The organism is Pantoea sp. sgz302252 (assembly GCF_042610525.1).
Taxonomy (GTDB): domain Bacteria; phylum Pseudomonadota; class Gammaproteobacteria; order Enterobacterales; family Enterobacteriaceae; genus Erwinia.
Window position 1 is genome coordinate 146,014 of record NZ_JBHDVM010000004.1, and the last position, 25,649, is coordinate 171,662.

General features: G+C 55.0%; 22 protein-coding genes. 5 read left to right on the forward strand and 17 right to left on the reverse strand.

Going from position 1 to position 25,649, the window contains the following annotated elements; translation table 11 throughout:
• Positions 1 to 35: 35 nt before the first annotated feature.
• On the forward strand, positions 36 to 272 hold the full coding sequence (locus tag ACETPC_RS09065) for a major outer membrane lipoprotein (RefSeq protein WP_016169824.1): 237 nt from the start codon (positions 36 to 38) through the stop codon (positions 270 to 272).
• A 119-nt stretch (positions 273 to 391) separates the two neighbouring features.
• On the opposite strand, the gene ACETPC_RS09070 is transcribed toward ACETPC_RS09065, so the two are convergent.
• The 7 genes from ACETPC_RS09070 to sufA all read right to left on the reverse strand — a co-directional run bounded on the left by ACETPC_RS09070 (position 392) and on the right by sufA (position 7,003).
• Positions 392 to 1,339: a L,D-transpeptidase family protein gene (locus tag ACETPC_RS09070; RefSeq protein WP_380180573.1), complete on the reverse strand. Its 948-nt coding sequence runs from the start codon at positions 1,337 to 1,339 to the stop codon at positions 392 to 394.
• Between the two features lie 67 nt (positions 1,340 to 1,406).
• Complete coding sequence (sufE, locus tag ACETPC_RS09075; protein ID WP_380180574.1) at positions 1,407 to 1,826, reverse strand: cysteine desulfuration protein SufE; 420 nt, start codon at positions 1,824 to 1,826, stop codon at positions 1,407 to 1,409.
• 23 nt (positions 1,827 to 1,849) lie between these two features.
• On the reverse strand, positions 1,850 to 3,073 hold the full coding sequence (sufS, locus tag ACETPC_RS09080; protein WP_380180576.1) for a cysteine desulfurase SufS: 1,224 nt from the start codon (positions 3,071 to 3,073) through the stop codon (positions 1,850 to 1,852).
• Positions 3,070 to 4,353: a Fe-S cluster assembly protein SufD gene (gene sufD, locus ACETPC_RS09085; RefSeq protein WP_380180577.1), complete on the reverse strand. Its 1,284-nt coding sequence runs from the start codon at positions 4,351 to 4,353 to the stop codon at positions 3,070 to 3,072. The genes sufS and sufD overlap by 4 nt, the downstream gene beginning before the upstream one ends.
• Complete coding sequence (gene sufC / locus ACETPC_RS09090; protein WP_336140707.1) at positions 4,328 to 5,074, reverse strand: Fe-S cluster assembly ATPase SufC; 747 nt, start codon at positions 5,072 to 5,074, stop codon at positions 4,328 to 4,330. The genes sufD and sufC overlap by 26 nt, the downstream gene beginning before the upstream one ends.
• A gap of 55 nt (positions 5,075 to 5,129) precedes the next feature.
• Positions 5,130 to 6,623, reverse strand: a complete 1,494-nt coding sequence (gene sufB / locus ACETPC_RS09095; RefSeq protein ID WP_380180579.1) for a Fe-S cluster assembly protein SufB — start codon at positions 6,621 to 6,623, stop codon at positions 5,130 to 5,132.
• A gap of 5 nt (positions 6,624 to 6,628) precedes the next feature.
• Positions 6,629 to 7,003, reverse strand: coding sequence for a Fe-S cluster assembly scaffold SufA (gene sufA / locus ACETPC_RS09100; RefSeq protein WP_380180580.1), 375 nt, complete (start codon positions 7,001 to 7,003; stop codon positions 6,629 to 6,631).
• 392 nt (positions 7,004 to 7,395) lie between these two features.
• Between sufA and ACETPC_RS09105 the strand changes: the two genes are divergently transcribed.
• Positions 7,396 to 7,800, forward strand: a complete 405-nt coding sequence (locus ACETPC_RS09105; RefSeq protein ID WP_380180582.1) for a hypothetical protein — start codon at positions 7,396 to 7,398, stop codon at positions 7,798 to 7,800.
• A 57-nt stretch (positions 7,801 to 7,857) separates the two neighbouring features.
• Here the strand turns inward: ACETPC_RS09105 and ACETPC_RS09110 are convergent, their stop codons facing one another.
• Positions 7,858 to 10,911, reverse strand: coding sequence for an FAD-binding and (Fe-S)-binding domain-containing protein (locus ACETPC_RS09110; RefSeq protein ID WP_380180584.1), 3,054 nt, complete (start codon positions 10,909 to 10,911; stop codon positions 7,858 to 7,860).
• A 206-nt stretch (positions 10,912 to 11,117) separates the two neighbouring features.
• On the opposite strand from ACETPC_RS09110, the gene ydiK reads away from it, so the two are divergent.
• On the forward strand, positions 11,118 to 12,239 hold the full coding sequence (gene ydiK / locus ACETPC_RS09115) for an AI-2E family transporter YdiK (protein WP_380180586.1): 1,122 nt from the start codon (positions 11,118 to 11,120) through the stop codon (positions 12,237 to 12,239).
• Positions 12,240 to 12,661: 422 nt separating this feature from the next.
• On the opposite strand, the gene ppsA is transcribed toward ydiK, so the two are convergent.
• Positions 12,662 to 15,034: a phosphoenolpyruvate synthase gene (gene ppsA / locus ACETPC_RS09120; protein WP_380180588.1), complete on the reverse strand. Its 2,373-nt coding sequence runs from the start codon at positions 15,032 to 15,034 to the stop codon at positions 12,662 to 12,664.
• Positions 15,035 to 15,482: 448 nt separating this feature from the next.
• On the opposite strand from ppsA, the gene ACETPC_RS09125 reads away from it, so the two are divergent.
• Positions 15,483 to 16,313 (forward strand): pyruvate, water dikinase regulatory protein, encoded by an 831-nt coding sequence (locus ACETPC_RS09125; protein ID WP_380180590.1) that lies wholly within the window; start codon positions 15,483 to 15,485, stop codon positions 16,311 to 16,313.
• Positions 16,314 to 16,469: 156 nt separating this feature from the next.
• The gene (locus tag ACETPC_RS09130) at positions 16,470 to 17,516 is read left to right on the forward strand and encodes a 3-deoxy-7-phosphoheptulonate synthase (RefSeq protein WP_380180592.1); all 1,047 of its coding nucleotides are present in this window, start codon (positions 16,470 to 16,472) and stop codon (positions 17,514 to 17,516) included.
• A 71-nt stretch (positions 17,517 to 17,587) separates the two neighbouring features.
• Here the strand turns inward: ACETPC_RS09130 and ACETPC_RS09135 are convergent, their stop codons facing one another.
• The 8 genes from ACETPC_RS09135 to pheT all read right to left on the reverse strand — a co-directional run.
• Positions 17,588 to 19,027 carry a protein adenylyltransferase SelO gene (locus ACETPC_RS09135; protein WP_380180594.1) on the reverse strand — a complete coding sequence of 480 codons (1,440 nt, stop codon included), beginning with the start codon at positions 19,025 to 19,027 and terminating at the stop codon, positions 17,588 to 17,590.
• A gap of 93 nt (positions 19,028 to 19,120) precedes the next feature.
• Positions 19,121 to 19,861 carry an EAL domain-containing protein gene (locus ACETPC_RS09140; RefSeq protein WP_380180596.1) on the reverse strand — a complete coding sequence of 247 codons (741 nt, stop codon included), beginning with the start codon at positions 19,859 to 19,861 and terminating at the stop codon, positions 19,121 to 19,123.
• 304 nt (positions 19,862 to 20,165) lie between these two features.
• Entirely contained in the window at positions 20,166 to 20,624 is a 459-nt protein-coding gene (locus ACETPC_RS09145; protein WP_380180598.1) for a C40 family peptidase, read from the reverse strand.
• Positions 20,625 to 20,662: 38 nt separating this feature from the next.
• Positions 20,663 to 21,403 carry a vitamin B12 ABC transporter ATP-binding protein BtuD gene (gene btuD / locus ACETPC_RS09150; RefSeq protein WP_380180600.1) on the reverse strand — a complete coding sequence of 247 codons (741 nt, stop codon included), beginning with the start codon at positions 21,401 to 21,403 and terminating at the stop codon, positions 20,663 to 20,665.
• Positions 21,404 to 21,949, reverse strand: a complete 546-nt coding sequence (locus tag ACETPC_RS09155; protein ID WP_380180602.1) for a glutathione peroxidase — start codon at positions 21,947 to 21,949, stop codon at positions 21,404 to 21,406.
• 40 nt (positions 21,950 to 21,989) lie between these two features.
• Positions 21,990 to 22,973, reverse strand: a complete 984-nt coding sequence (gene btuC / locus ACETPC_RS09160; protein ID WP_380180604.1) for a vitamin B12 ABC transporter permease BtuC — start codon at positions 22,971 to 22,973, stop codon at positions 21,990 to 21,992.
• 79 nt (positions 22,974 to 23,052) lie between these two features.
• Complete coding sequence (ihfA, locus tag ACETPC_RS09165) at positions 23,053 to 23,352, reverse strand: integration host factor subunit alpha (protein ID WP_004157378.1); 300 nt, start codon at positions 23,350 to 23,352, stop codon at positions 23,053 to 23,055.
• Positions 23,353 to 23,356: 4 nt separating this feature from the next.
• On the reverse strand, positions 23,357 to 25,649 hold a 2,293-nt coding region (pheT, locus tag ACETPC_RS09170), incomplete at its 5' end, for a phenylalanine--tRNA ligase subunit beta (protein WP_380180607.1).

Sequence of the window (25,649 nt, forward strand, 5' to 3'; positions counted from 1 at the left end):
ACATGGAGATTAACTCAATCTAGAGGGTATAAATAATGAATCGTACTAAACTGGTACTGGGCGCGGTAATTCTGGGTTCTACACTGCTGGCTGGTTGCTCAAGCAACGCTAAAATCGACCAGCTGTCTACCGACGTTCAGACTCTGAACGCGAAAGTTGACCAGCTGAGCAACGACGTGAACGCAATCCGTTCTGACGTTCAGGCTGCTAAAGACGACGCAGCACGCGCTAACCAGCGTCTGGACAACCAGGCTCACTCTTACCGTAAGTAAGAGTTCTGGTTTAAAAATGGCGCACAGTGTGCGCCATTTTTTTTGCTCTTAATCCGCAGGCCCGTACAGCCCTTCTGTCTTAATTAAGTCCTTTGCCCTATCCCAGTCATTTAAACCTCTCAGAGAGCTTCTGGCGCGCCTTCAGGCACTGTTGCCAATGTTTCCCCGCTGTTGACTAATACCGGCATACCAGAACGCCGCTCTATCGCCTCCGCAATGATTTGTTTATCGCTAAGCTTGCTGCCGGTAAATTTTTTCGCTTTCGTGCTAAGTGTAATCGGCAGCGTTTGCGGATCGTCTTTTTCGCTGTGGGAAAGCGGCTGATGAACTTCAATGTAGCGTTTGCCATCCGGTTCAATAGCGTATTTCACAGGCTCGTTAATCACCTGCACGCGAGTGCCTTCCGGCACGCTATTAAACAGGCTCCTGATGTCATCAGGCCGCAGGCGAATGCAGCCAGAGCTGACGCGCATACCAATACCAAAGTCGGCGTTGGTGCCGTGAATCAGATAATGGCCCTTGCCATAAGCCAGACGCAGCGCAAACAGGCCCATAGGGTTGTTGGGGCCTGCCGGGACGGTAACCGGCAGCGTTTTGCCTTCTGCGGCGTAGCGCTTGCGAATATTCGGCGTAGGCGTCCAGGTAGGGTTAGGGATTTTCTGGCTGATGCGAGTCACCATAGCGGGCGTGTTTGCCCCAAGCTGGCCGATGCCGATCGGATAGACTACAACTTTGTTCTCGCCTTTGGGATAGTAATAGAGGCGCAGCTCCGCCACGTTAACCACTATCCCTTCCCTTTTGGTATCCGGCAGCAGCATTTGCGTGGGGATTACCAGCTGCGAACCCGCTTTGGGTAGCCAGGGATCGGTGCCGGGATTCGCTTCAAGCATGCCCAGCAGGCCGGTTTGAAAATGGGCGGCGATATGCTCCAGCGAACGGCCATCATCCGGGACGGTATAAATTTGGTTTTCGCCGATTAAGCGGCTGTCTGCTGCGGGAAGTGGATAGTCTGCCGCGCGGGCTGCGAGGCAAAAAAAGAAGAATAAAAAGGTCGGTATAATTTTCATGATCGCTTCTCTTCAGGAAAATACTTCCCGTCTCGCTGACGGGAAGCCTGTCGAGAAGTGTAGCAACTCAGCCGAGAGTGGCCTGGGCTTTCTGGCGAATAGCGCGGATCATTGCTTCCAGCCCCTGCGAGCGCGATGGCGTCAGATGCTGGGTCAGCGCCAGTTCGGCGAACCAGGGACGCACGTCGAAATCCAGGATCTCCTGCGGGGTCATTTGCTGGTAGAGCACAAAAACAACGGCGATCAGCCCTTTGACGATAGCGGCGTCGCTGTCGCCTTGCAGCAGCACGCGACCCTGCTCGTCTCTCTCCATAACAATCCAGACCTGGCTTTGACAGCCGGAAATAGTATTCTCCGGCTGATGCAGCGATTCCGGCAGCGCAGGCAGTTTAGCGCCCAGCTCAATGACGTAAAGGTATTTCTCTTCCCAGTTGGCGCAGCGGGAAAAGTTGCGTACCAGTTTCTCTTTATCGGGCAAGGTTGCCATTCATTCTCCTTCGCCTGGGCGGCTTAACCGCCCAGCAGCATGTGTATACGTGTCAGGCCGGCCGCCAGGCGATCAACCTCTTCCTCGCTATTATACAAAACAAAGGAAGCACGACACATAGCCGGTACGCCGTAGTGGTTCATCAACGGCATAGCGCAGTGATGGCCGGTACGAATGGCGATGCCGTAGCGATCCAGGAAGCTGCCTACATCATAGGCATGGTGCTGTCCCAGGTTAAAGGCGATGACGCCAGCGCGCGACTGCGGGCCATAAATCGTCAGATCCGGGACGGTTGCCAGTTTTTCCATCGCATAGCGCATCAGCTCCTGCTCGCGCTGCGCAATATTTTCCAGGCCAATTGCCTCTACCCATTTTAACGCCGCGCCCAGGCCTATGATGCCGCCGGTATTCGGCGAGCCAGCCTCAAAGCGCCATGGCGCAGCGGCATAGGTAGTGCCTTCGGTCAGGCTGACGGTAGCTATCATCGAGCCACCGCCTTCCCATGGCGGCATCTTGTCCAGCATAGCTTTACGGCCATACAGGATACCGATGCCGGACGGGCCGTAAATTTTGTGGCCGGAGAAAAGATAGAAATCGCAGTCCAACGCCTGCACGTCGACTTTCTCGTGCATGACCGCCTGCGCGCCGTCGATTAGCGTGGCGACGCCTGCGGCTTTCGCCTGGGCCACCAGCTCTTTGACCGGGTTAATGGTACCCAGCACGTTAGAAACGTGGGTCACCGCCAACATCCGCGTACGGCTGTCCATCAGCTGCGGCAGAACCGACAGATCCAGCTCGCCTTCCGCCGTAAGGGGAATAAAGCGCACCTCTGCGCCGGTACGCTCGGCCACCATCTGCCACGGCACGATATTGGCGTGATGCTCCATCCCGGTGATGATGATGTTGTCGCCAGGCTGGAGCTCGCTGCCGCCCCAGCTGCTGGCTACGAGGTTAATGCCCTCGGTAGTGCCCTTAACGAAGACGATTTCCTCTGGCGAAGCGGCGTTAAGGAAACGCGCGGCCTGCGCGCGTACCTCTTCCATCTCCGTCGTCGCTTCCGCGCTCAGGGTGTGAATGCCCCGGTGCACCGCCGCATAGCCGTGCTCATAGAAACGGCTTTCCGCATCGATCACCGCCTGCGGTTTCTGCGCGCTGGCGGCGCTGTCAAGGTAGGCCAGCGGCTGGCCGTTTACTTCTCGCGCCAGAACAGGAAATTCAGCCCTGACGCGCGTCAGGTCAAAACTCATTTAATGCCTCCGGGAAAGCGCTGCGCGATACGCTGCATCACCGCTTCCTTCAGTACCTCGTCCGTGATGGCTTCAGTCAGTTCGGCGGCGAAAGCGTAGATAATCATGCGCTGGGCTGATTCTTCGCTGATGCCGCGAGCGCGCAGATAGAACATCTGCTCGTCGTCAATACGGCCAATGGTCGCGCCGTGGCTGCACTTAACGTCATCCGCATAGATTTCCAGCTGTGGCTTGGTGTCTACTTCTGCCAGACGGCCCAACAGCAGGTTGTTGTTGGTCATCTGCCCGTCGGTTTTCAGCGCGTGCTTCGCCACTTCGATTTTGCCGTTAAACACCGCGCGGGCTTTGTCGCGCACGATAGTTTTATGCAGCTGGCGGCTCTGGCAATAGCCTTTGTTGTGCTCCAGGTAGGTCCGGCTGTCGCACACTTCTTTCTCTATTGGCAGCATCAGGCTGTTGATAGAGAGATCTGTGCCTTCGCCGTTAAGCTGCGTGCTGGTGTTGTGGCGGCTCAGGCCGCTGCCCAGCAGGAAGCTATGGCTCTGCACGCGTGCATCGCGCTCAATCACCAGATCGTTATGCGAGAAGTGATTGCTGCTGGCATGTTCAAAAGCCAGCTTGTAGTGCGTTAGCTGCGCGTTACTGCCCACGGTCGCGGTGAAGCGAGCGCCGGTAAAATGCGTGCTTTCGTTCAGGCTGACGTAATGCTCGATAACCGTTGCCTCTGCGCCATCGTCCAGCTGCAGATGGTGACGATAGTGCGAGGTATTCATCTCGTCCTGCGCGCTGCCGCTGCTGATATGCAGCAGGTAGACGGCACGGGCGGCCGACTTACCGCGCGGCAGATGAATAGTGGTGACCTCTTCCGCCAGGCTTTCCGTCAGGTGCAGGAAGATTTCCGGCTGGATCGGCGCGTTCAGCTCGCGGCGGCCTGCGGCTTTGGTGATCTGAATATCAAAGAGATCGAAGCTGGTGTCACTAAGCTGCGCATTGAAACGGCCATCGATAAAGACCAGTTTGATCGCATCGATATCCAGCGCCAGCGCGGCAACATCCGCAGCGCTCAGCTCGGCGGACTTTGGCAGCACGAAATGGTGCGCCAGCAGGCCGTCCAGCGGCGTGTATTTCCAGTTCTCATGCTTGCGCGTTGGCAGCCCTAAGCGCAGCACCTGCTGCCAGTGCTGCTGAGCCTGCATGGAACGCTGCTCGCCCTGGGTTTCGAACAGGTGATGCCACTGCTGCAGGGCGTTTTCACTACTCCTGTTCGGTAAGCCAGCCATAGCCTTGCTCCTCCAGTTGTTTCACCAGCGAGAAGTCGCCTGATTTCACGATTTTCCCCTGATAGAGCACATGCACGAAGTCAGGCTTGATGTAGTCCAGGATGCGCTGGTAGTGCGTAACGATAATAAAAGAACGCTTGCCGTCGCGCAGCGTGTTAACGCCGTTGGAAACGATTTTCAGCGCATCGATATCCAGCCCCGAATCCGTTTCATCCAGGATGCACAGCTCCGGCTCCAGCGCCGCCATCTGCAGGATGTCGTTACGCTTTTTCTCCCCGCCGGAGAAGCCGACGTTGACCGAACGGGTCAGCAGATCTTCAGGCATTTTCAGCAAGTGAATTTTATCTTCGATAAAGTCCTGGAAGTCGAAGCGATCCAGTGACTCCTGCTCGCGATATTTACGCACCGCGTTAACCGCAGTTTGCAGGAAGAACTGGTTGCTGACGCCGGGGATCTCAACAGGGTACTGGAAAGCCATAAAGATGCCTTCGCCCGCGCGGTCTTCCGGTGACAGCTCCAGCAGATCTTTGCCTTTAAACTCAATAGAGCCGCCGGTGATTTCATACTCCTCGCGGCCTGCCAGCGTAGCGGAAAGCGTACTTTTGCCGGAGCCGTTCGGGCCCATGATCGCATGGACTTCGCCCGGCTTCACTTCAAGGTTCAGCCCGCGCAGGATCTCTTTGTCTTCGATACTTACCTGTAAATCTTTAATGCTTAACATAATCTTTCCTGGGCAATACCTTGCGGCATTGCGCAAAATGAATAAGCAGCGGGGATCAGCCCACGCTGTGTTCGAGGCTGATCGCCAGCAGTTTTTGCGCTTCCACCGCAAATTCCAGCGGCAGCTCGGAGAAAACGTCTTTACAGAAGCCGTTAACGATCATGGAAATCGCATCGTCTTCGCTAATACCGCGCTGCAGGCAGTAGAACAGCTGATCTTCACCGATACGCGATGTAGTCGCCTCATGCTCCAGCTGTGCAGTGTTATTACGCGCTTCCACATACGGGAAAGTATGCGCGCCGCACTCTGCGCCGATTAGCATGGAGTCGCACTGCGTGAAGTTACGGGCATTAGTTGCCGTCGGCATAATCTTCACCAGGCCACGGTAGGTGTTCTGGCTTTTACCCGCCGAAATCCCCTTGGAGATAATGGTGGATTTGGTATTTTTACCGATGTGGATCATCTTGGTGCCGGTATCGGCCTGCTGATGGCCACTGGTCAGCGCTACAGAGAAGAACTCACCCACGGAATTATCGCCGCGCAGGATAACGCTTGGATATTTCCAGGTGATCGCCGAGCCGGTTTCCGACTGCGTCCAGGACATCTTGCTGTTTTCGCCTTCGCACAGCGCGCGCTTGGTCACGAAGTTCAGGATGCCGCCTTCAGCCTCGCCGCCGGCGAACCAGTTCTGCACGGTGGAATATTTCACTTCCGCGTCTTTATGGATGATGACTTCTACCACTGCCGCGTGCAGCTGGTAGCTGTCGCGTACCGGCGCGGAACAGCCTTCGATATAGCTGACGTAGCTGCCTTCATCGGCAATCAGGATAGTGCGCTCGAACTGACCAGTTTTCGCCGCGTTAATGCGGAAATAGGTCGACAGCTCCATCGGGCAGCGCACCCCTTTCGGGATATAAACGAAGGTGCCGTCTGAAGCCACCGCCGAGTTCAGCGCCGCGAAGAAGTTATCGTTAGCCGGCACCACGGTTCCCAGATATTGTTTTACCAGCTCCGGATGATCGTGGATCGCTTCGCCAAAGGAACAGAAAATAATGCCCTGCTCCGCCAGCTTGCCACGGTAGGTAGTAGAGACCGAAACCGAGTCGAAGATGGCATCTACGGCCACTTCCTGACCTTCACGCACCGGTACGCCCAGCTGTTTAAAGGCGTTCTCTACTTCTTCCGTCAGATAGTTCGGCGCGGCGGCGGCGGAGCTTTGCTGCGCGCCTGGTTCCGAGGCGCAGCTGTCGTCGCAGCTGCCACAGGATGGCGCCGAGTAGTAGCTGTAATCCTGATAGTTCAGTGACTTGTAATTAGCTTTCAGCCAGTGCGGCTCTTCCATCTCCAGCCAGGCCGCGTAGGCTTTCAGGCGAAAATCAAGCATCCATTCCGGCTCGTTGCGCTTGGCAGAGATCGCGCGCACCACATCTTCGCTGATGCCGTGAGCGAACTCTTCAGTTTGCAGCTGGGTAAAGAAACCTTCCTTGTACTTCTGGCGGCTTCCTTCCCAGACCTGCACGTCGTCTGATGTATCAGTATTTCGGGACATAAAATTTACTCAACGCCAAAGCTCTCACCACAGCCACAGGCGTGTTGAGCTTTAGGATTATTAAATTTGAAAATCTGGTTCAGGCCTTCACGGACGAAATCCACTTCGGTGCCGTCGATAAAAGGCATAGCCTGCAGCGGCACATAGAGATTCGCGCCGTTATGGGTAAAGACTAAATCATCTGACGCAGGCTCTTTAATCAGATCCATGGTATAGCCGAATCCGGCGCAGCCGGAGGTCTTAACGCCCAGCCGCAACCCCTTAACGTGCGGGTCGCTGGCGGAGAGCGCAATGATCTGCTGTGCGGCGCTGTCGGTAAGCGTCAGTCCTTTCCAGACGAAGTCGTCAGGAGAAAAAGAAGCGGTTGTTGCTGATGGCATAACATTACCTCGCGAGTCGGTAGCCCTGCGGGCTGATACCCCTATGTTAGTGATAATGATTGTCTCTTCAACCTCTTGTTTTGCAGGGATTAAGGCCAACCGGCTTTTTTTCGGGCTCTTTATCTAGTTTAGACCCTGCGAAAAGGTTTGCGACGTGCATTGCGCCGTGATTTAACGAAATGGTAACACATTGAAAAGCAGCCAGTAAATATCAGCCGCGCTGCGCTAAGCAGGAATAATGCTTATTTTAACGCTTCCGGCGCTGACGCGGATTGTTATTACCAATTTATCTGAGAGGCAGCATAAATCGATAAAAATACTTTGCGCCGACGTTGAATAATGCGTCAGTTATAATATGATAATGATTATCATTAGCGCGAATAGGTCCCAGAATGAATCTGTCGATGAGTGCCTGGCTGCAACATAAAATTGACGAATACAAGTTTTCCATCCGGGATATCACCGTCGATTATTATATGGCTCAGGCCAAACTTAACCGGCCTGACTGTACCCTTGAACAACTGCGCAAGTTCAACGATACCTGCCTGGATATGGCGGAGCTTTGCGAGCTTAACGGCGACGATCAAAGCTATCTGCACGCGCTGGGCAAGCTGCACCAGCGTCTGCTGCTGGAACTGGGCAATACGTCACGCGAGCGCCTGTTCCGTATGCAAGCCTGGCAGCTGGCCCGGCATTCGCTTACCCGTCTGTGCCATCAGCTTGCCCTGAACGGCGAGTGGGATAAAGCCAGCGCGCTCCAGAATGAGTTTGTCCGCCAGGCTTCCTGGATAATGTAGCCTGTAGCCTGCCGCCGCCAAAGGTCATTATACCCTGGCGGCGCAGAATAGTCTTTGCTAAAGCAGTTCCAGCAGCGCCTGGAGCGGATGGCGCATGCCGTTGCCTTCAATACGCTTCACCTGGCTGCGGCAGGAGTAGCCGGTTGCCAGGCAGCGCTGGCGCGGCAGCTTTTGCAGCGCCTGATGCCACGAAAGCTCATAGATGCCCAGCGAATTAGCCAGATTTTTGCTTTCATGTCCGTAGGTGCCTGCCATGCCGCAGCAGCCGACGCTGACGTTTTCCAGCTTTGCCCCGAAGCGGGCGAAAATGCCTGCCCACTGCTGGCTGGAGGCGGGCAGCGCGGTAACTTCGGTACAGTGGCCGAACAGATACCAGGCCTCGCCGGTTTGCGGTACGGGCTGCTGCTGCGGTAGCGCCTGCTGTAGCCACTCATGTACCAGCTGTACATGGAAGCTGCCGCGCTGTTCGCCCAGTATCTCTTTGTATTCATCGCGGTAGCAGAGCACCAGCGCGGGATCGACGCCAACCATCGGCAGCTGGAGTTTCGCTACCCGGTTCAGGAAATCCGCCGTTTTCCGCGCGGTTCTGGCAAAGCGCTGTAAAAAACCTTTGATATGCTGCGCCTTGCCGTTTGGCGAGAAAGGCAGCACCACCGGCTGCCAGCCCAGCTTTTCCACTAGCCTTACAAAATCGCTGACCAGTCCGGCTTCGTAATAGCTGGTAAAGGGATCTTGCACTATCAGCACATGGCGAGCGCGCTGCTCATCGTTCATCGCCTCCAGCTCTTCCAGCGTGGTGGTTGCGGCGCGTTGACCTGCCAGCTGCTGTTTCAGGTTGGGCGAAGAGAGCAGCGGCAGATCTACCATGCCGATATGCTTTCTACTCAGTTCCCGCACCAGCGGCTGTTGCAAAAAGAAGTTAAAGAACTTTGGCGCTTTTGCCATCAGCGGCGCATAGCTCTCTACGCTGGCCACCAGATGATCGCTGGCCGGGCGCAGATAGCGGGTATGGTAAAGCTGCAGAAAACGGGAACGGAAGCCGGGCACATCGATTTTAATCGGGCACTGCGTTGAGCAAGCTTTGCAGGCCAGACAACCCGACATTGCTTCTTTGACCTCGTGCGAAAAATCATATTCGCCGCGCTTAGCGTGCCAGCTGTTGCGGGTGCGTTCGATCATGCCGCGCAGGCTGATTTTTTTCTGCGGCAGGCTTCTTTCCAGCGCCAGCGGATCCACACCCTGCTCTGCCAGCAGGCGCAGCCATTCGCGGGTCAGCGTAGCGCGCCCTTTTGGCGAATGGATACGGTTGCCGGTAATTTTCATTGAAGGGCACATCGGGCTGCGTGCGTCAAAGTTAAAGCAAAGCCCGTTGCCATTGCATTCCATCGCGCCGCGCCAGTCGCTGCGTACATTAACCGGAATTTGACGATCGAAGGTGCCGCGTTTGACCGCATCCACTTTCTTCATCGGCTCTTCCACGCCCCAGGGCGCGCAGATTTTGCCCGGGTTAAGCCGGTTGGCCGGATCGAAAGCAGCCTTGATGCGGCGCAAATCGTTAAACAGCTCTTCACCAAAAAAGGCCGGGCTATATTCGGCCCGGAAGCCTTTACCGTGCTCTCCCCACAGCAAGCCACCATAGCGCGCAGTGAGCGCCACCACCTCGTCGGAAATCTGCTTCATCAGCATCTCCTGCTGCGGATCGCACATATCCAACGCTGGTCGCACGTGCAGTACGCCCGCATCAACGTGGCCGAACATGCCGTAGCTCAGGTTATGGCTATCCAGCAGCTGGCGGAATTCGACGATATAATCTGCAAGATGCTGCGGCGGCACGCAGGTATCCTCAACAAACGGGATAGGTTTAGCGCGCCCTTTGGCGTTGCCGAGCAGCCCAACGGCTTTTTTACGCATGGCATAAATACGTTCGATGCCGCCGATATCGTCGCATAGCTGGTAGCCGATGACGCCAGCTTCATGGGAAGCCATCAGGCTATCCAGCCGCGCGCAGAGCGAGGCGACCTGGCTGTCGATCAGCGCTTTGTCGTCTCCGGCAAACTCAACGATATTCAGCCCTTGCATATCTTTGTTGGGCACATCGGTAATCAGTTCGCTGACCGAATGCCAGACAATATCTTCCCGCGCCAGGTTCAGTACTTTCGAATCTACTGTCTCTACCGACAGCGCCTGCGCTTCCACCATAAAAGGCGCGCTGCGCAAAGCTGAATCGAAGGAGTCATATTTAATGTTGACCAGACGGCGCACTTCAGGAATCGGCGTGATATTCAGCCGCGCTTCGGTGATAAAGGCGAGCGTGCCTTCCGCGCCGCACAGCAGCCGGGTCAAATCCACCTGTTGCAAATCATCGCTGATTACGTGACGCAGATCGTAGCCGGTCAGAAAGCGGTTAAGCTTTGGAAACTTTTCAATAATCAGCTCACGGCGATCGCGGCAGCGCTCCAGCACCGTGCGATAAATTTCACCTTCGCGGGTTTTCTCCGCCGCCAGTGTCTCCGCTACGCCGACCGGAATGGCGCGCGTATCCAGCATATCTCCACCTGTCAGCACGGCGCGCAACCCTAAAACGTGATCGGAAGTTTTGCCGTAAACCAGCGATCCCTGGCCTGAGGCATCCGTATTGATCATCCCACCCAGCGTGGCGCGGTTGCTGGTAGAGAGTTCAGGCGAGAAAAAATAGCCCAGCGGCTTCAGGGCGGCATTAAGCTGATCTTTGATAACGCCAGCCTCAACCTTTACCCAGCCCTGCTCTACATTAATTTCCAGGATGCGATTCATATGGCGGGACATGTCCACCACAATCCCCTGGTTCAGCGACTGCCCGTTAGTACCAGTGCCGCCGCCACGCGGCGTAAACACCAGGCTTTGGTAACGCTCCTCGCCAGCCAGACGCGCAATCAGCGCGACATCGGCGGTTGAACGGGGGAAAAGTACCGCATCGGGCAGCAGCTGATAGATGCTGTTATCGGTGGACATGGTAAGACGATCGGCGTAGCTGGTGGCGGTGTCGCCGGTAAAACCCTGCTGCTCTAACGCCTGCAAAAAATTCAGCACCAGTTGAACGAGGCCCGGCGCCTGAGAAATCTGTGGGATCATTATCTTGTAACCAGGTTGTGTTTGCGGTGAAGCGTTTGCTCTTTGTCATGGTTTTATCACATTTTTTTATGGGCTGTCGCCATTTCAAAACCGCAGCGAAAAGAATAACGTGCCGTTTCCGCAGAAAATGCGTTTAATACGTCAGGATCCATATTGCGCTACCGGTATTTTCTGGCGGCTTAATTACTTGAGGTTAATGGTCATACATGAAGAACACGCAAAACGGATGGGATATGCTGCAGGTCATTTTCTCTATCCTGTTTATTTCGTTGCTGATCGTCGCCTGCCTGTGGGTGGTGCAGCCTTTTGTGCTGGGGTTCGCCTGGGCGAGCATGGTGGTGATCGCTACCTGGCCGCTGATGCTGAAAATCCAGGGCTGGCTATGGGGAAGGCGCTCGCTGGCGGTAGTAGCTATGACGCTGCTACTGGTGTTGCTGTTTGTTATTCCGGTAGCGCTGTTGGTCAACAGCCTGATTGAGAACAGCGGGCCAGTGATCGCCTGGGCGACTTCCGGTCATCTGATGCTGCCGCAAATGCTGTGGCTGCACGATATTCCGCTGGTCGGGAAAAAACTTTATTCCGCCTACCGTCATCTGGTCGCCGGCGGCGGCGCGGCCATGATGACCAGCGTGCAGCCTTATATCGGGCGCACCAGCGTGTTCCTGTTTGCCCAGGCTGGTCACTTTGGCCGCTTTATGCTGCACCTCGGTCTGATGCTGCTGTTCAGCGTGCTGCTCTACTGGCGCGGCGAGCAGGTCGGCAACGGCATCCGCCACTTCGCTTACCGCCTTGCCCATCGTCGCGGCGATGCCGCGGTACTGCTTGCCGGTCAGGCCATCCGCGCCGTTGCGCTCGGCGTAGTAGTTACCGCGCTGGTACAAGGCGTGCTGGGTGGAATAGGCCTGGCCATTTCCGGCATTCCCTACGCAACCGTGCTGACGGTAGTGATGATCCTCTCCTGCCTGGTGCAGCTGGGGCCGCTGGTGGTGCTGGTGCCAGCCATTATCTGGCTTTACTGGAGCGGCGATACGACCTGGGGCACGGTGTTGCTGATCTGGAGCTGCGTAGTGGGCACGCTGGATAACGTGCTGCGGCCAATGCTGATCAGGATGGGCGCCGATCTGCCGATGATTTTGATCCTTTCCGGCGTTATCGGTGGGCTGGTGGCCTTTGGCATGATTGGCCTGTTTATTGGCCCTGTCGTGCTGGCGGTCTCCTATCGACTGGTCTCAGTCTGGATGCATGAAGAGCCTGCCCCGCTGGATGACCCGGAAGAGGTCGTTGAGGAACTTGCTGAAATAGAACAGGAAAATTCAGTAAAACAATAACTTTTCGGCGGTCGGCCCGGCTGACCGCCTCTGTCTGTTAAAACCAGCCATTTCTGCTGAGCGGTCTTCGTTTAGCGATCTTTATCATTGTTTTGATGATTTGCGCTGCCGTCATCTGCCTTAAGGACAAATGATTAAGATAAATACACCTATTACTCCCTGCGCCTGCATTTTCGCCGATTAAATATTATCTTCTTTAAACTAATAAGAGGATTCTTAATGACTCACTACCGCGGTAAGAATAGTATAACGGATATGTTTAGCAGCAACACGCTGATTTATAAACAACCTTTTCCCCAGAATACCGTAAAGAATTGCTGTGTGTAGTCTTTGCCCATCCCATGTGATGGGCTTTTTTTTATGCATAGCCCAGCAAAAAGGCCGAACAAGTCGGCCTTTTTAGTCAAACAGGTAATGAATTGCTAGTTTTTAGCCAGGCTTAGCCAGGTTTGCACAACCGTATCCGGATTGAGCGACAGGCTGTCGATCCCTTCTTCCATTAGCCAGGCGGCAAAATCTTCATGATCCGAAGGCCCCTGGCCGCAGATACCGACATATTTCCCGGCCTTTTTCGCCGAGCGGATAGCCATCGACAGCAGCGCTTTTACCGCCTCGTTGCGCTCGTCAAAGAGTTCCGATACCACGCCGGAATCCCTGTCCAGCCCCAGCGTCAGCTGCGTCATATCATTTGAGCCGATTGAGAAACCATCGAAGTACTGCAGGAACTCATCTGCCAGCAGCGCATTGGAAGGAATTTCGCACATCATAATGAGCTTAAGCCCGTTTTCACCGCGCTTCAGCCCCTGACGCTCCAGCTCTTCCACTACCGCTTTTGCCTGCGCCACGGTGCGAACGAACGGCACCATAATCTCGACGTTGGTCAGCCCCATCTCGTTGCGTACACGCTTAACGGCTGCGCACTCCAGCGCAAAGCAGTCACGGAAGCTATCGGCCACGTAACGGCCCGCGCCACGAAAACCCAGCATCGGGTTTTCTTCTTCCGGCTCGTAGTTTTCACCGCCAACCAGGTTGGCATACTCATTGGTTTTAAAATCGGACAGGCGCACTATCACGCGCTTTGGTGAGAAAGCGGCGCCCAGCGTGGCAATGCCTTCCGTCAGGCGTGCCACATAGAACTCAACCGGATCGTCGAACCCTTTCATTAAATTGCGGATCTGCTGCTGTAGCTCTGGCGTCTGGCGGTCGAATTCAAGCAGCGCTTTAGGGTGCACGCCAATCATCCGGTTGATAATAAACTCCAGCCGCGCCAGCCCTACGCCCTCGTTAGGCAGGCAGGCGAAGTCGAACGCGCGATCGGGGTTACCGACGTTCATCATGATTTTCAGCGGCAGCGCGGGCATTTCATCCACCTGCGAGCTCTTTACTTCGAAATCAAGCAGATCGTCATAAACATATCCGGTATCGCCTTCCGCACAGGAAACGGTGACCTTGTGGCCGTCTTTCAGCCTGTCGGTAGCGTCGCCACAGCCTACCACGGCCGGAATGCCCAGCTCGCGCGCAATAATCGCCGCATGACAGGTACGCCCGCCGCGGTTAGTAACTATCGCGGAAGCTTTCTTCATGATCGGTTCCCAGTCGGGATCGGTCATATCCGTTACCAGCACGTCGCCTTTGGCAATGCGGTTCATTTCGCTGATGTCATGAATAACTTTGACTTCGCCCGCGCCGATACGGTGGCCAATAGCGCGGCCTTCCGCCACTACTTTGCCCTTGCCTTGCAGCGTATAGCGCTCCATTACCTGGCCGTTGGAACGAACAGTTTCCGGGCGCGCCTGCACAATAAACAGTTTGCCGGTATGACCATCCTTCGCCCATTCAATATCCATTGGGCGCTGGTAATGTTTTTCGATCTGTACGGCCTGAAGCGCCAGCGACTCAACTTCTTCGCTGCTCAGACAGAAGCGGTCACGTTCTGCTTCCGGCACGTCCTCTATTCTGACCTGTTCCCCATGTTCCTGCGAGTCGGCGTAGACCATGCGGATTTTTTTCGACCCCATGGTGCGGCGCACAATAGCGGGACGGCCTGCGGCCAGCGTCGGCTTGTGGACATAAAATTCGTCCGGGTTGACCGCGCCCTGTACCACCATTTCGCCCAGGCCGAAAGCGGCGGTGATAAAGACCACCTGATCGAAGCCAGATTCGGTATCAATGGTGAACATCACGCCTGCGGAACCGACATCTGAACGCACCATGCGCTGTACGCCTGCTGATAGCGCCACGCCGCGGTGATCGTAACCCTGATGCACGCGGTAGGAGATTGCCCTGTCGTTAAACAGCGAGGCGTAAACATGCTTAACCGCCACCAGCACGGCATCGAAACCCTGCACGTTGAGGAAAGTTTCCTGCTGGCCGGCGAATGAGGCATCCGGCATATCTTCGGCCGTAGCCGACGAGCGCACGGCAAAAGAGGCCTCGGCGTCGTCAGCGGATAGCTGCTGGTAGGCTTCGCGGATCGCCTGCTCCAGCTCCGGCTGGAAAGGCGTTTCTACAATCCACTCACGGATCTGTTTACCCGCCTTCGCCAGCTCGTCCACGTCATCAATATCGGTCTTGTCCAACAGCGTATAGATTCGCTGACTGACGCCGCTTTGATCGAGGAACTGATTGAATGCATCGGCTGTAGTAGCGAAACCGTTAGGCACGGAAACGCCAAGCGATGACAAATTAGTGATCATTTCACCCAGAGAAGCATTTTTGCCTCCCACCCGATCAACATCGTTCATGCCGAGCTGGTTATACCAGAGCACAAGCGGCAGTGCGCCTTGATTGGACATTGCAGCAATCCTTTTGTAAATGATTTAACGGGAACAGAGTCGTGCATTTTTGAGCCTGGCACATTCCGCTTCAGGAAAGAAACAGTTGAATCGTTCAAGCTAATTTAAACGGCTATTTTAAGAAAATTCCGCGAAAGGAATGCTTTTTTCACCAGGATAAATAAATTAAAAAAACCTTTAAATACATAATGATAAATAATTTTTACTCATCAGGGGAAATAATTCGCCTGATTAATGCCATTTACGCATGCTTTTCTGATTAATGCCTGTTTTTAACCATAATAATCAGAAACGTTATTTCATTAATACAAAAAATCGCCTTTTACTAAAATAAAAATTCCATAATATTTCCTGGCGGTTTTTATGTTCTATCAAAGCCCACTGGCGCTATTTATGCTATCCCTGTAATTTAAATTCATCTGCTAAAACGTGCTAATCAGGAGCGAAAATGGACAATAATGAGCGCAGCGTATTTTATATTTCCGACGGCACCGCCATCACTGCCGAGGTGCTGGGCCATGCGGTTCTTTCCCAGTTTCCTGTCGGCATAAACAGCGTAACCCTGCCTTTTGTGGAAAATGTTCAGCGCGCGCAGGCCGTAAAAGCCCAGATCGATGCTATCTGGCAAAAGAGCGGGCTACGGCCGCTGGTTTTTATCTCCATCGTCACGCCAGAAATTCGCGACATTATTTTGCAAAGCGAGGGGTTCTGTCAGGATATTGTCCAGTCGCTGGTTGCGCCGCTACAGCAGGAATTGGGGATAGCACCTGCGCCGGTCGCTAACCGCACACATGGCCTGACGGCGAGTAATTTAGGCAAGTATGACGCTCGCATCGCTGCCATCGACTATACCCTGGCGCACGACGACGGTATTTCGCTACGCGGGCTGGAAGACGCCCAGGTTATTTTGCTGGGCGTGTCGCGCTGCGGCAAGACGCCGACCAGCCTCTACCTGGCCATGCAGTTTGGTATTCGGGCCGCTAACTACCCTTTTATCGCTGATGATATGGATAATCTTAAGCTGCCGCCCGCGCTACGCCCTTTTCAGCATAAACTTTTCGGCTTAACTATCGATCCTGAGCGGCTGGCCGCTATCCGTCAGGAGCGGGCGGAAAATACTCGCTACGCCTCTATGAGGCAATGTCGGCTGGAGGTGGGCGAAGTAGAAGCCCTGTTTCGCACTCACCAAATTCGCTATCTCAACAGTACCAACTATTCCGTTGAGGAGATCGCTACCAAAATCCTGGATATCATGGGCCTGACCCGCCGGATGTACTGACAAAGCGGCCGTTTTTGATCCCGCTCGTAAAACAGCAATATTTATCCCTCCCTGACGGGCGTTTCAGGTTGAAATTTCCGTCAGCGGCGGTTTATTGTGATCGCCATCACTTCCCGGTATTCCCACCGCTGCGAAGAACAAATTTTTTGGATGGTTATGAACAAAACAGATGAACTGCGGACCGCGCGCATCGAGAGCCTGATTACGCCTGACGAACTGGCGCAGCGTTTCCCGATCACGCCCGACATTGCCGCCAGCGTTACCGCTTCCCGGCAGCGAATCGCCAAAATTCTTACCGGCGAGGATCGTCGGTTACTGGTGGTAACAGGCCCCTGCTCGCTTCACGATCCCGAGGCCGCTTTAGAATACGCGGCAAAACTTAACGTGCTGCGCCAGCAGCATGCTTCCAGCCTGGAGATAGTAATGCGCGCTTACTTCGAGAAGCCGCGCACCGTAGTAGGCTGGAAAGGCCTGATTTCCGATCCCGATCTTGATGGCAGCTTCCGCGTCAATCATGGCCTGGCGGTCGCGCGCGAGCTGCTGCTGGAAATTAACCGGCTGGGCATGCCCACCGCTACCGAGTTTCTGGATATGGTGGTCGGCCAGTTTTTAGCGGATTTAATTAGCTGGGGAGCCATCGGGGCCCGTACTACGGAAAGCCAGATCCATCGCGAAATGGCCTCGGCGCTCTCCTGTCCGGTCGGTTTTAAAAATGGCACCGACGGCAATATTCAAATCGCCGTGGATGCGATACGTGCCGCCCGCGCCAGCCATATGTTTCTGTCGCCAGATAAGCATGGCCAGATGACGATTTACCAGACCAGCGGCAATCCTTCCGGCCATATTATTATGCGTGGCGGCAAGCAGCCTAACTACCATGCAGAGGATGTCGCCGCTGCCGCTGCCAGTTTGCGCGAGCATAAACTGCCGGCGCGTCTGGTTATCGATTTCAGCCACGGCAACTGCCTTAAGCAGCATCGCCTGCAAAAAGAGGTTGCTGCTTCCGTGGCGCAGCAGATCCGCGAAGGGTCGCAGGCGATTGCAGGCGTGATGATCGAAAGTTTCTTAAAAGAAGGCACGCAAAAAGTAGAAGTCGGTACGCCGCTGGTTTACGGCCAGTCGATTACCGATCCTTGCCTGGGCTGGGACGACAGCGAGGAAGTGCTGGCGCTGTTGGCAGAGGCAGTTAAAACCCGGTTGTAATTCAGAAGCAAATCAGCGGCGTCACGATTAAATTCGCGACGCCGTTCTTATCGCACTTTAGAGTAGCTTTCTTAACTCGAACAGCTGACTTCCAGCTTTTTGCCCCAGTCCGGCGGGCGGCGCGTTAAATCCGCAAACTCTGGCGCATCGTCAAACGGCCTGATAAGCGCCTGATGCAGCCTCGCCAGCACGCTAATGTCCTCTTTTTCCGCCTGCTCAATCGCCTGCTGCGCCAGATAATTTCTTAATACTATGGCGGGGTTTACCTGCTTCATCTGCTGTTGCCGCACTGCGTCATCGCGCTCCTCCTTCAACAAGCGCTGACGATAAATGTTGTACCAGCTGTCGAAAGCTTCGCGATCGATAAATTCATCCCGCAGCGGCGAACGCGACTGCTGCTGCTCGGTATCACACAGCATGCGGAAAGTCCGCGTATAGTCGCTGCCCTCTTTCGTCATCAGCGACAACAGCCCGGTCAAAATATCGTTATCGTCTTTATCCTGCGTCATCAGCCCCAGCTTAGCCCGCATCTGGCTTCCCCAGCTACGCATCAGCTCCGGCTCATATTCCGCCAGTGCCTGCTTGAGCTGGGCTGTTTCCAGCAGATCCGAAAGCGCATGCGCCAGCCTGTTCAGGTTCCACAGCCCTACTACCGGCTGGTTATCAAAGCTGTAGCGCCCCTGATAATCCGAATGATTACAGATAAAATCGGGCTTGTAATCATCCAGGAAACCATAGGGGCCATAGTCCAGCGTTATACCCAGCACCGACATGTTATCCGTGTTCATCACGCCGTGCGCAAAGCCGACGCTCTGCCAGTGTGCTATCAGTCTGGCCGTACGTTTTACTACGTCACTGAACCACAGCAGATAGCGATCCTGCTCATGCTGCAAATGCGGCCAGTGGTGGCGGATCAGATAATCCGCCAGTTCCCGCACCTTTTCCGGCTGCTGAGCATAAAAGAAGTGTTCAAAGTGGCCGAAACGGGCGTGGCTTTCCGCAACGCGCAGCAGCATTGCGCCTCGCTCAGTTGTTTCTCGCTGTACGGGTTCATCGCTGGTTACGACCGTTAAGGCGCGAGAGGTTGGAATGCCAAGATGATGCATGGCTTCAGAAGCGAGAAATTCACGCAGCGACGAACGCAGCACGGCACGCCCGTCGCCCATTCTGGAATAAGGCGTCAGCCCGGCGCCTTTCAAGTGCCAGTCCATTTTGCGGCCGTCTGCCAGCTGCTGTTCGCCCAGCAAAATGCCGCGACCATCGCCCAGCTGCCCCGCCCAGACCCCGAATTGGTGCCCGCTGTAAACCTGCGCCAGCGGCTGCATGCCTGGCAGCAGCTGCTCGCCGCTCCAGACCGAAACCTTATCCGCTGCAAACAAGCTTTCGTCGAGTCCCAGCTCCTGAGCGAGCGGCGCGCTGTAATAGAGTAAACGTGGGTTTTTCAGCGGCGTGGGTTGTAGGGCGGTATAAAATCCCGCCAGCTCATCGTGCCAGCTGTTAGTAAAATGCATGCGCTCCCCTTACTGTATGCCGATGCTATTGCGCTATCAGCTTTAAGTGTAAACCGCCTGCGGAGCGGCAAACACGGAGAGAGTAAAGGGATATTACAGCGCTTCGCCGCTTAGCTCTTTTGGCGGCACTATCAGCGAAGAGAGCGACTCTTCCGTTACCGGCGAAAACAGCGCGCTTTGAATACCGTCAAACTGGTAGCGGCTGATTTTTTCCAGCCCGGAAACATCGTCTATGCCCTGCACAATAACTTGCTGGCAATGAGGCTTGATATGCTCCAGCAGCGTGCTGATAAATGGCTGAAAAGAGAGGCGATTGATATTATGCTGGATAAAGCCTTTATCCAGTTTGATACGGGAAAAGAGATTGTCGTATACCGCTTTGGAAGGCGCTTTCCCCGCACCGTAATTTGCCAGGCTTAAATCAAACCTTTCGCTAAGCGCCATCAGTCCGGGATGATCTTTGCCCAGTTTTAAATCGGCGAAGGTCTCACTGATTTCCAGCTCCAGCCACGCCAGCGCGTCCAGTTTACGGCTCAAAAATTCGCTATCAAGAATAGTCTTTGCCAGCAGCTCATCTATTTTTAGCGTAACCTTGACCCTTTGCTGGCTGAAAAAATCAGCGTGCTTTTCAATACTGTTGATTTGATCCTGTAATAAAATAATACGCTGGTCTTTATTTAGCTGCGGCAGCAAAAGCTCCTGAGGAATAGCGACATTAGCCGTACTGTGCGAGAAGTGCGTAAGCAGTTCGACGGCAATAAGCTGTCCGCCGAAACGGTAGATCGGGTTAAATGCTGTGTAACTTTTATAATCCGCTTCCAGATGGATATTCATTTTTATTCAGCCGTGATGAAGTCGTTATCCGTACAGCGCTTAAATAAGGTCGCGGCAGCGGAGCCGAAACGGGTCAGACTAACCTATCACATATTTTACAAGAAAGGTGCTTTACTATTAAATCACATTTTCGTGCCGGGAAATCCCCATTACGCCTTTCTTTAAGCTCTTTTTACAAAACCCGACAAGAGAAACCTGTTGTTTACCGGCAAGGCATTAGCACCCTGCCGATTTTAATTAGAGTCGCATATTGTAACCAAAGGATAAATAAGCATTTTCTTAATTAGTTAGCCGCCTGATAAGATTAAATGCGTCTCGCCTGCCAGAAAACTTTTCGCCAGTACTGGTTATTCAGCGAAGAGCGGATTACGCCCTGGCTGGTGGAAGCATGGATAAACTGGTCATCCGTAGCGTAAATACCGACATGTAATCCGTTTTCACCTGCTCCTGTTTTAAAAAATAGCAGGTCACCCGGCAACAGATCTTTTTTGCCGATGCGCGTGCCCGTTTCCGTTTGCGCCTTAGTGGTGCGTGGCAGCTGCAGATTAAACCTGTCGCGAAAAGTCAGATAAACAAAGCCGGAACAATCAATGCCCTTGCGTCCCAGGCCGCCGTAGCGATAGGGTGTGCCGCGCCACTGGCCCAGTTGGTCGTTGAGCTGGGCGATAACCATAATGGAATCGGCAAGTCGACTGTTTGGCGGCGGCGCATGGCTGCTACAGCCCGCCAGCAGGATTGCCAGTAAAAAAAGCAGGTAGCGCATGACAGAATCCCTTTATTTATTATTACTGCTTAAAGCTCTCAAAACAAAGTAGTCAAAAGCGAGCGCCCTTCGGTCTCGATTTTTCTGAAGGGAACCTGATAAACCTTCGTCAGGATTTCCGGCTGTAAAACCTCTGCGGCGGCGCCCCGTTTCAGCAATACGCCTTCCTTCAACAGCCAGACTTGCTGAGCGTGATGCAGCGAGTGGTTGATATCGTGACCGCTCATGATCACCGTCAGGCCTGCTGCGATTTTGGCGTTCAGACATCGGTCAAAAGCGGCCTGCTGCGCCAGATCCAGTCCGGTCAGCGGCTCATCCAGCAGCAGCAAACGCCCATCAGGCTGCGCAATTTGCCACAGCACCGCTACCAGCCTTACCCGTTGCCATTCTCCGCCAGAGAGGTGGCTAAGCGAACGGGCCAGCTTATCCGCCAGCTGGAAATCCTCGCATAACGTCAGCAAAATTTGCTCACTGCTTTCTCCGCCCACCGGCTGATGCATTTGCAGATAGTGCCAGACCGGCATACTGGCCACAGCAAGCTGCTGCTGAGCCAGATAAGCACGATGGCGTGCCAGCGCATAGCCTCTCCAGTCTGCTAAAGGCCTGCCGGCGAAAACGATCTGCCCTTGAGCCTCCAGCAAACCGGCCAGCGCCGCCAGCAGCGAGCTTTTGCCTGCGCCGTTTGGGCCAAGCAGATGGATCAGCTCGCCCTTACCGACGCTGGCAGAAAAAGGCGCAAGGCGCTGCGCTACGGCAACGTCTTCACACTCCAGCAGCATCTATTTTGCCAGCGCCGCTTTAATGCTCTCCATTACGATCGGATCTTCCGGCGTCATATCTGGCGAAAAGCGCTGTACTACGGTGCCGTCACGGCCAATCAGGAATTTTTCGAAGTTCCACAGTATATCGCCTGGCTCTTTTGGCGCGCGGCCTTTACTGCTCATCTTTTCCAGGAAGCCGCTGTTCTCCGGCGCGACGGCCTCCGGCCTTGCCGCGATCAGCTGTTGATAAAGCGGATGCCGCTCCGGGCCGTTGACCTCGATTTTACTGAACATGGGAAAAGTGACGCCATAGGTAGTGCTGCAAAAGGTTTTGATCTCTTCGGCACTGCCCGGCTCCTGACCCAAAAAGGCGTTGCAGGGAAAGCCCAATACGGCGAAGCCGCGATCCTGCCAGGCCTTATGAATATTCTCCAACTGCTCATACTGCGGCGTCAGGCCACATTTTGAAGCGACATTGACCACCAGCAGCACCTTGCCCTGCCAGTTAGCCAGCGTGGTCGGTTCGCCATCCAGCGTGACCAGTTCCGTATCGTAAATACTCATCGGTTTTTCCTGTTTCAGTTGAGAGGAACCGGGCCTGCGATCAGGCCCGTTTACGTAAAAGCAGCCAGATAAAAACCGGCGCGCCCAGCGTGGCCGTAACAACGCCAATCGGCAATTCCGCCGAGGCGATGGCAATACGGGCAAGAATATCGGCGGCCAGCAGCACCCCGCCGCCTGCCAGCGCGCAGGCAGGCAACAGCATACGATGATCGTTAAGGTTGTTCAGGCGCAAAATATGCGGTATCACCAGGCCGACAAAGCCGATGGCCCCGGCCAGCGCTACGCTAACGCCGGTCAGCCAGCCGGTTGCCAGCACCAGCAAATTTCGCCACAGCAGCAGCGGCAAACCCAGCTGGCGCGCCGAGACCTCGCCAAGCGCCAGCAGATTCAGCACGCGCCACTGGCAGCAGAGCCAGATAAGCACCGGCAGCAGCGCCAGCATCAGCCCGCTGTGGCGCCAGTCCACGGCGCTGAAGCCGCCCATCATCCAGTACATCAGCTGGCGCAAATCCAGGCTTGAACTGAAATAGACCGCCCAGGTCATGACAGCACTACAGATAATGCCTAAGGCTACGCCTGCCAGCAACAGGCGGCTGCTGGAGAGTGAGCGGCGAGAAAAATGCAGCAGGATAAAGGTAATCAGCAGCGCGCCAGCGATAGCAAAGAAGCTGAGCGGCCAGAGTCCGCTAATGCCAGCAAAGATGCTCAATACCAGGCCTACGCCCGCGCCGTTCGCCACGCCAAGCAAACCTGGCTCCGCCAGCGGATTCTCAAACAGCGCCTGCATCACCGCGCCGGTAACGGCCAGCGCCGCGCCGACCAGCAACACTGCCAGCGAGCGCGGTAGCCGTAGCTGCCAGACAAATAGCTGATTTGCGCTGTTGTTCCAGGTTTGCGGCCAGATCCAGCGATCCCCCGCACAGAGACTAAGCAGAAAGATTAGCGCGCAAAACGCAGCGAGCGCCCATAGCCAGCGGCGCTGATGACGAAAGGCCAGCGCTCTCTGGTGAGAAAGCAGAGTCATAGTTCCAAACCTTGCTTGCGGCTTACGCCATTTTTAGCGATAAAAAAGGCCGCGTAAGCGGCCTTTTGTAGAGCACTGGTCAGTCTTCCTTCGGCGTGGCGTTCTCAACCCGGCTTTTGAGCTTCTGCCCGGGCCGGAAAGTCACTACGCGACGCGCCGTAATAGGGATATCCTCGCCGGTCTTGGGGTTACGTCCCGGACGTTGATTTTTGTCGCGAAGGTCGAAGTTGCCAAATCCTGACAGTTTCACCTGCTCGCCGTTTTCCAAAGCGCGCCGTACCTCTTCGAAAAACAGCTCTACCAGCTCTTTGGCATCCCGTTTGCTAAGCCCCAGCTTTTCAAACAGGTATTCAGACATCTCAGCTTTTGTAAGCGCCATAGGTTCAATCCCTCAAGGTTGCCTGGAATCGCTCTTTTAACGCCGCAACACATTTGGCGACGGTTGCAGCGATCTCCTCTTCTTCGAGTGTCCGGCCGGTATCTTGCAAAATCAGGCTGATAGCAAGGCTCTTAAAACCTTCATTAACACCCTTACCGCGGTACACATCAAACAAGTTTACGCCAACTACCTGATTTACGCCAACTTTCTTACATTCGGCGATAATATCTGCTGCGGGGACGTTTTCGGCTACCAGCACGGCGATATCACGGCGGTTTGCCGGGAAACGTGAAATCTCGCTCGCCTCAGGCAGGACGCGGTCTGATACCTTATCCCACTCCAGTTCAAAGACCACCGTACGTCCGTTAAGATCCAGTTTCCGCTCAAGTTCCGGATGAACCACGCCCAGATAACCGATGCGCTGTTCATGCAAATAAATGCCAGCGCTCTGTCCAGGATGCAGCGCCGGATGCGCTTCTGCGCGGAACTGGATTTCCTCCAGTTTGCCGGTCAGATCGAGGACGGATTCCAAATCACCTTTTAAATCATAGAAGTCAACTGCCTGACGCGCCAGATCCCAGTGCTCTTCGTAACGCGCACCGCTGATAACGCCCGCCAGCATAACGTCCTGCCGGATACCCAGGTTTGCCTGTGTATCAGGCACAAAGCGCAGGCCGCTTTCAAACAGGCGCACGCGGCTCTGCTGGCGATTCTGATTATAAACCACCGCCGAGAGCAGGCCCGTCCAGAGCGACAGACGCATTGCCGACATCTCAACTGAGATCGGGCTTGGCAGCACCAGGTTTTCTTCACCCGGATGCAGCAGCGCCTGAACTTTAGGATCGACAAAGCTATAGGTGATTGCTTCCTGGTAGCCTTTATCCACCAGCATTGCTTTAACGCGCTTCAGCGATAAGTTCGCTTCGCGGTGCGATGTCATCACCAGGCCAGCCTGAACCGGCACGTCCGGGATATTGTTGTAACCGTAAACACGCGCGACTTCTTCGACCAGATCTTCTTCAATCTGCATATCGAAACGCCAGCTCGGTGCTACAGCTTGCCAGACGCCCTGGCCTTCCGTTACTTCACAGCCCAGACGACGCAGGATGTCGCTGACTTCGCTGTCGGCAATGACGTGGCCGATCAGACGATCCAGCTTTTCGCGGCGCAGCGTGATAGTGGCGCGAACAGGCAGAGTCGCTTCATTAGTCTGGTCGATAACCGGGCCAGCTTCGCCGCCGCAGATGTCCAGCAGCAGGCGAGTCGCACGCTCAATGGCCTTGTACTGCAGTTGCGAATCAACACCGCGCTCGTAGCGATGGGAAGCATCCGTGTGCAGGCCATGACGGCGCGCGCGGCCGGTAATGGAAAGCGGGCTAAAGAAAGCGCACTCGAACAGCACGCTGGTGGTTTCTTCGTTAACGCCGGAATGCTCGCCGCCGAAGATGCCGCCCATCGCCAGCGCTTTATGGTGATCGGCAATCACCAGCGTATCCGCGTTTAATTTAGCTTCGGTGCCGTCCAGCAGCGTCAGGGTTTCGCCCTCTTCCGCCATACGCACCACGATGCCACCATCTATACGATCGAGATCGAAAGCGTGCATCGGCTGACCCAGCTCAAGCAACACGTAGTTGGTGATATCTACAACCGGATCGATAGAGCGGATGCCGCAGCGGCGCAGTTTTTCTTTCATCCACAGCGGCGTAGCGGCCTTGACGTTAACGCCTTTAATTACGCGCCCCAGATAACGTGGGCAAGCGTCCACTGCATCTACACGAATAGGGAAAGTATCCTGAATAGTGGCGGCAACCGGCTCAATAGCGGGTTCATTCAACGCCAGCTTGTTCAGTACCGCTACGTCACGTGCAATGCCAATAATGCCCAGGCAATCGGCGCGGTTTGGCGTGACGCTGATTTCGATGGTGCTATCGTCCAGCTTCAGGTATTCACGAATATCGGTGCCAACGGCAGCGTCCAGCGGCAGTTCGATGATGCCGTTATGATCGTCGCTAATGCCCAGCTCCGAGTAAGAGCAAAGCATGCCTTCAGAAGGCTCGCCGCGCAGCTTGGCCGCCTTGATTTTAAAATCGCCCGGCAGTACGGCGCCAACGGTCGCCACGGCTACTTTCAGGCCCTGGCGGCAGTTCGGCGCGCCGCAAACGATGTCCAGCAGACGATCGCCGCCTACGTTGATTTTGGTGACGCGCAGCTTGTCGGCGTTCGGGTGCTGTCCGCACTCTACTACTTCGCCAACTACCACGCCGTTAAACGCGCCGGCTACCGCTTCCACGCCGTCC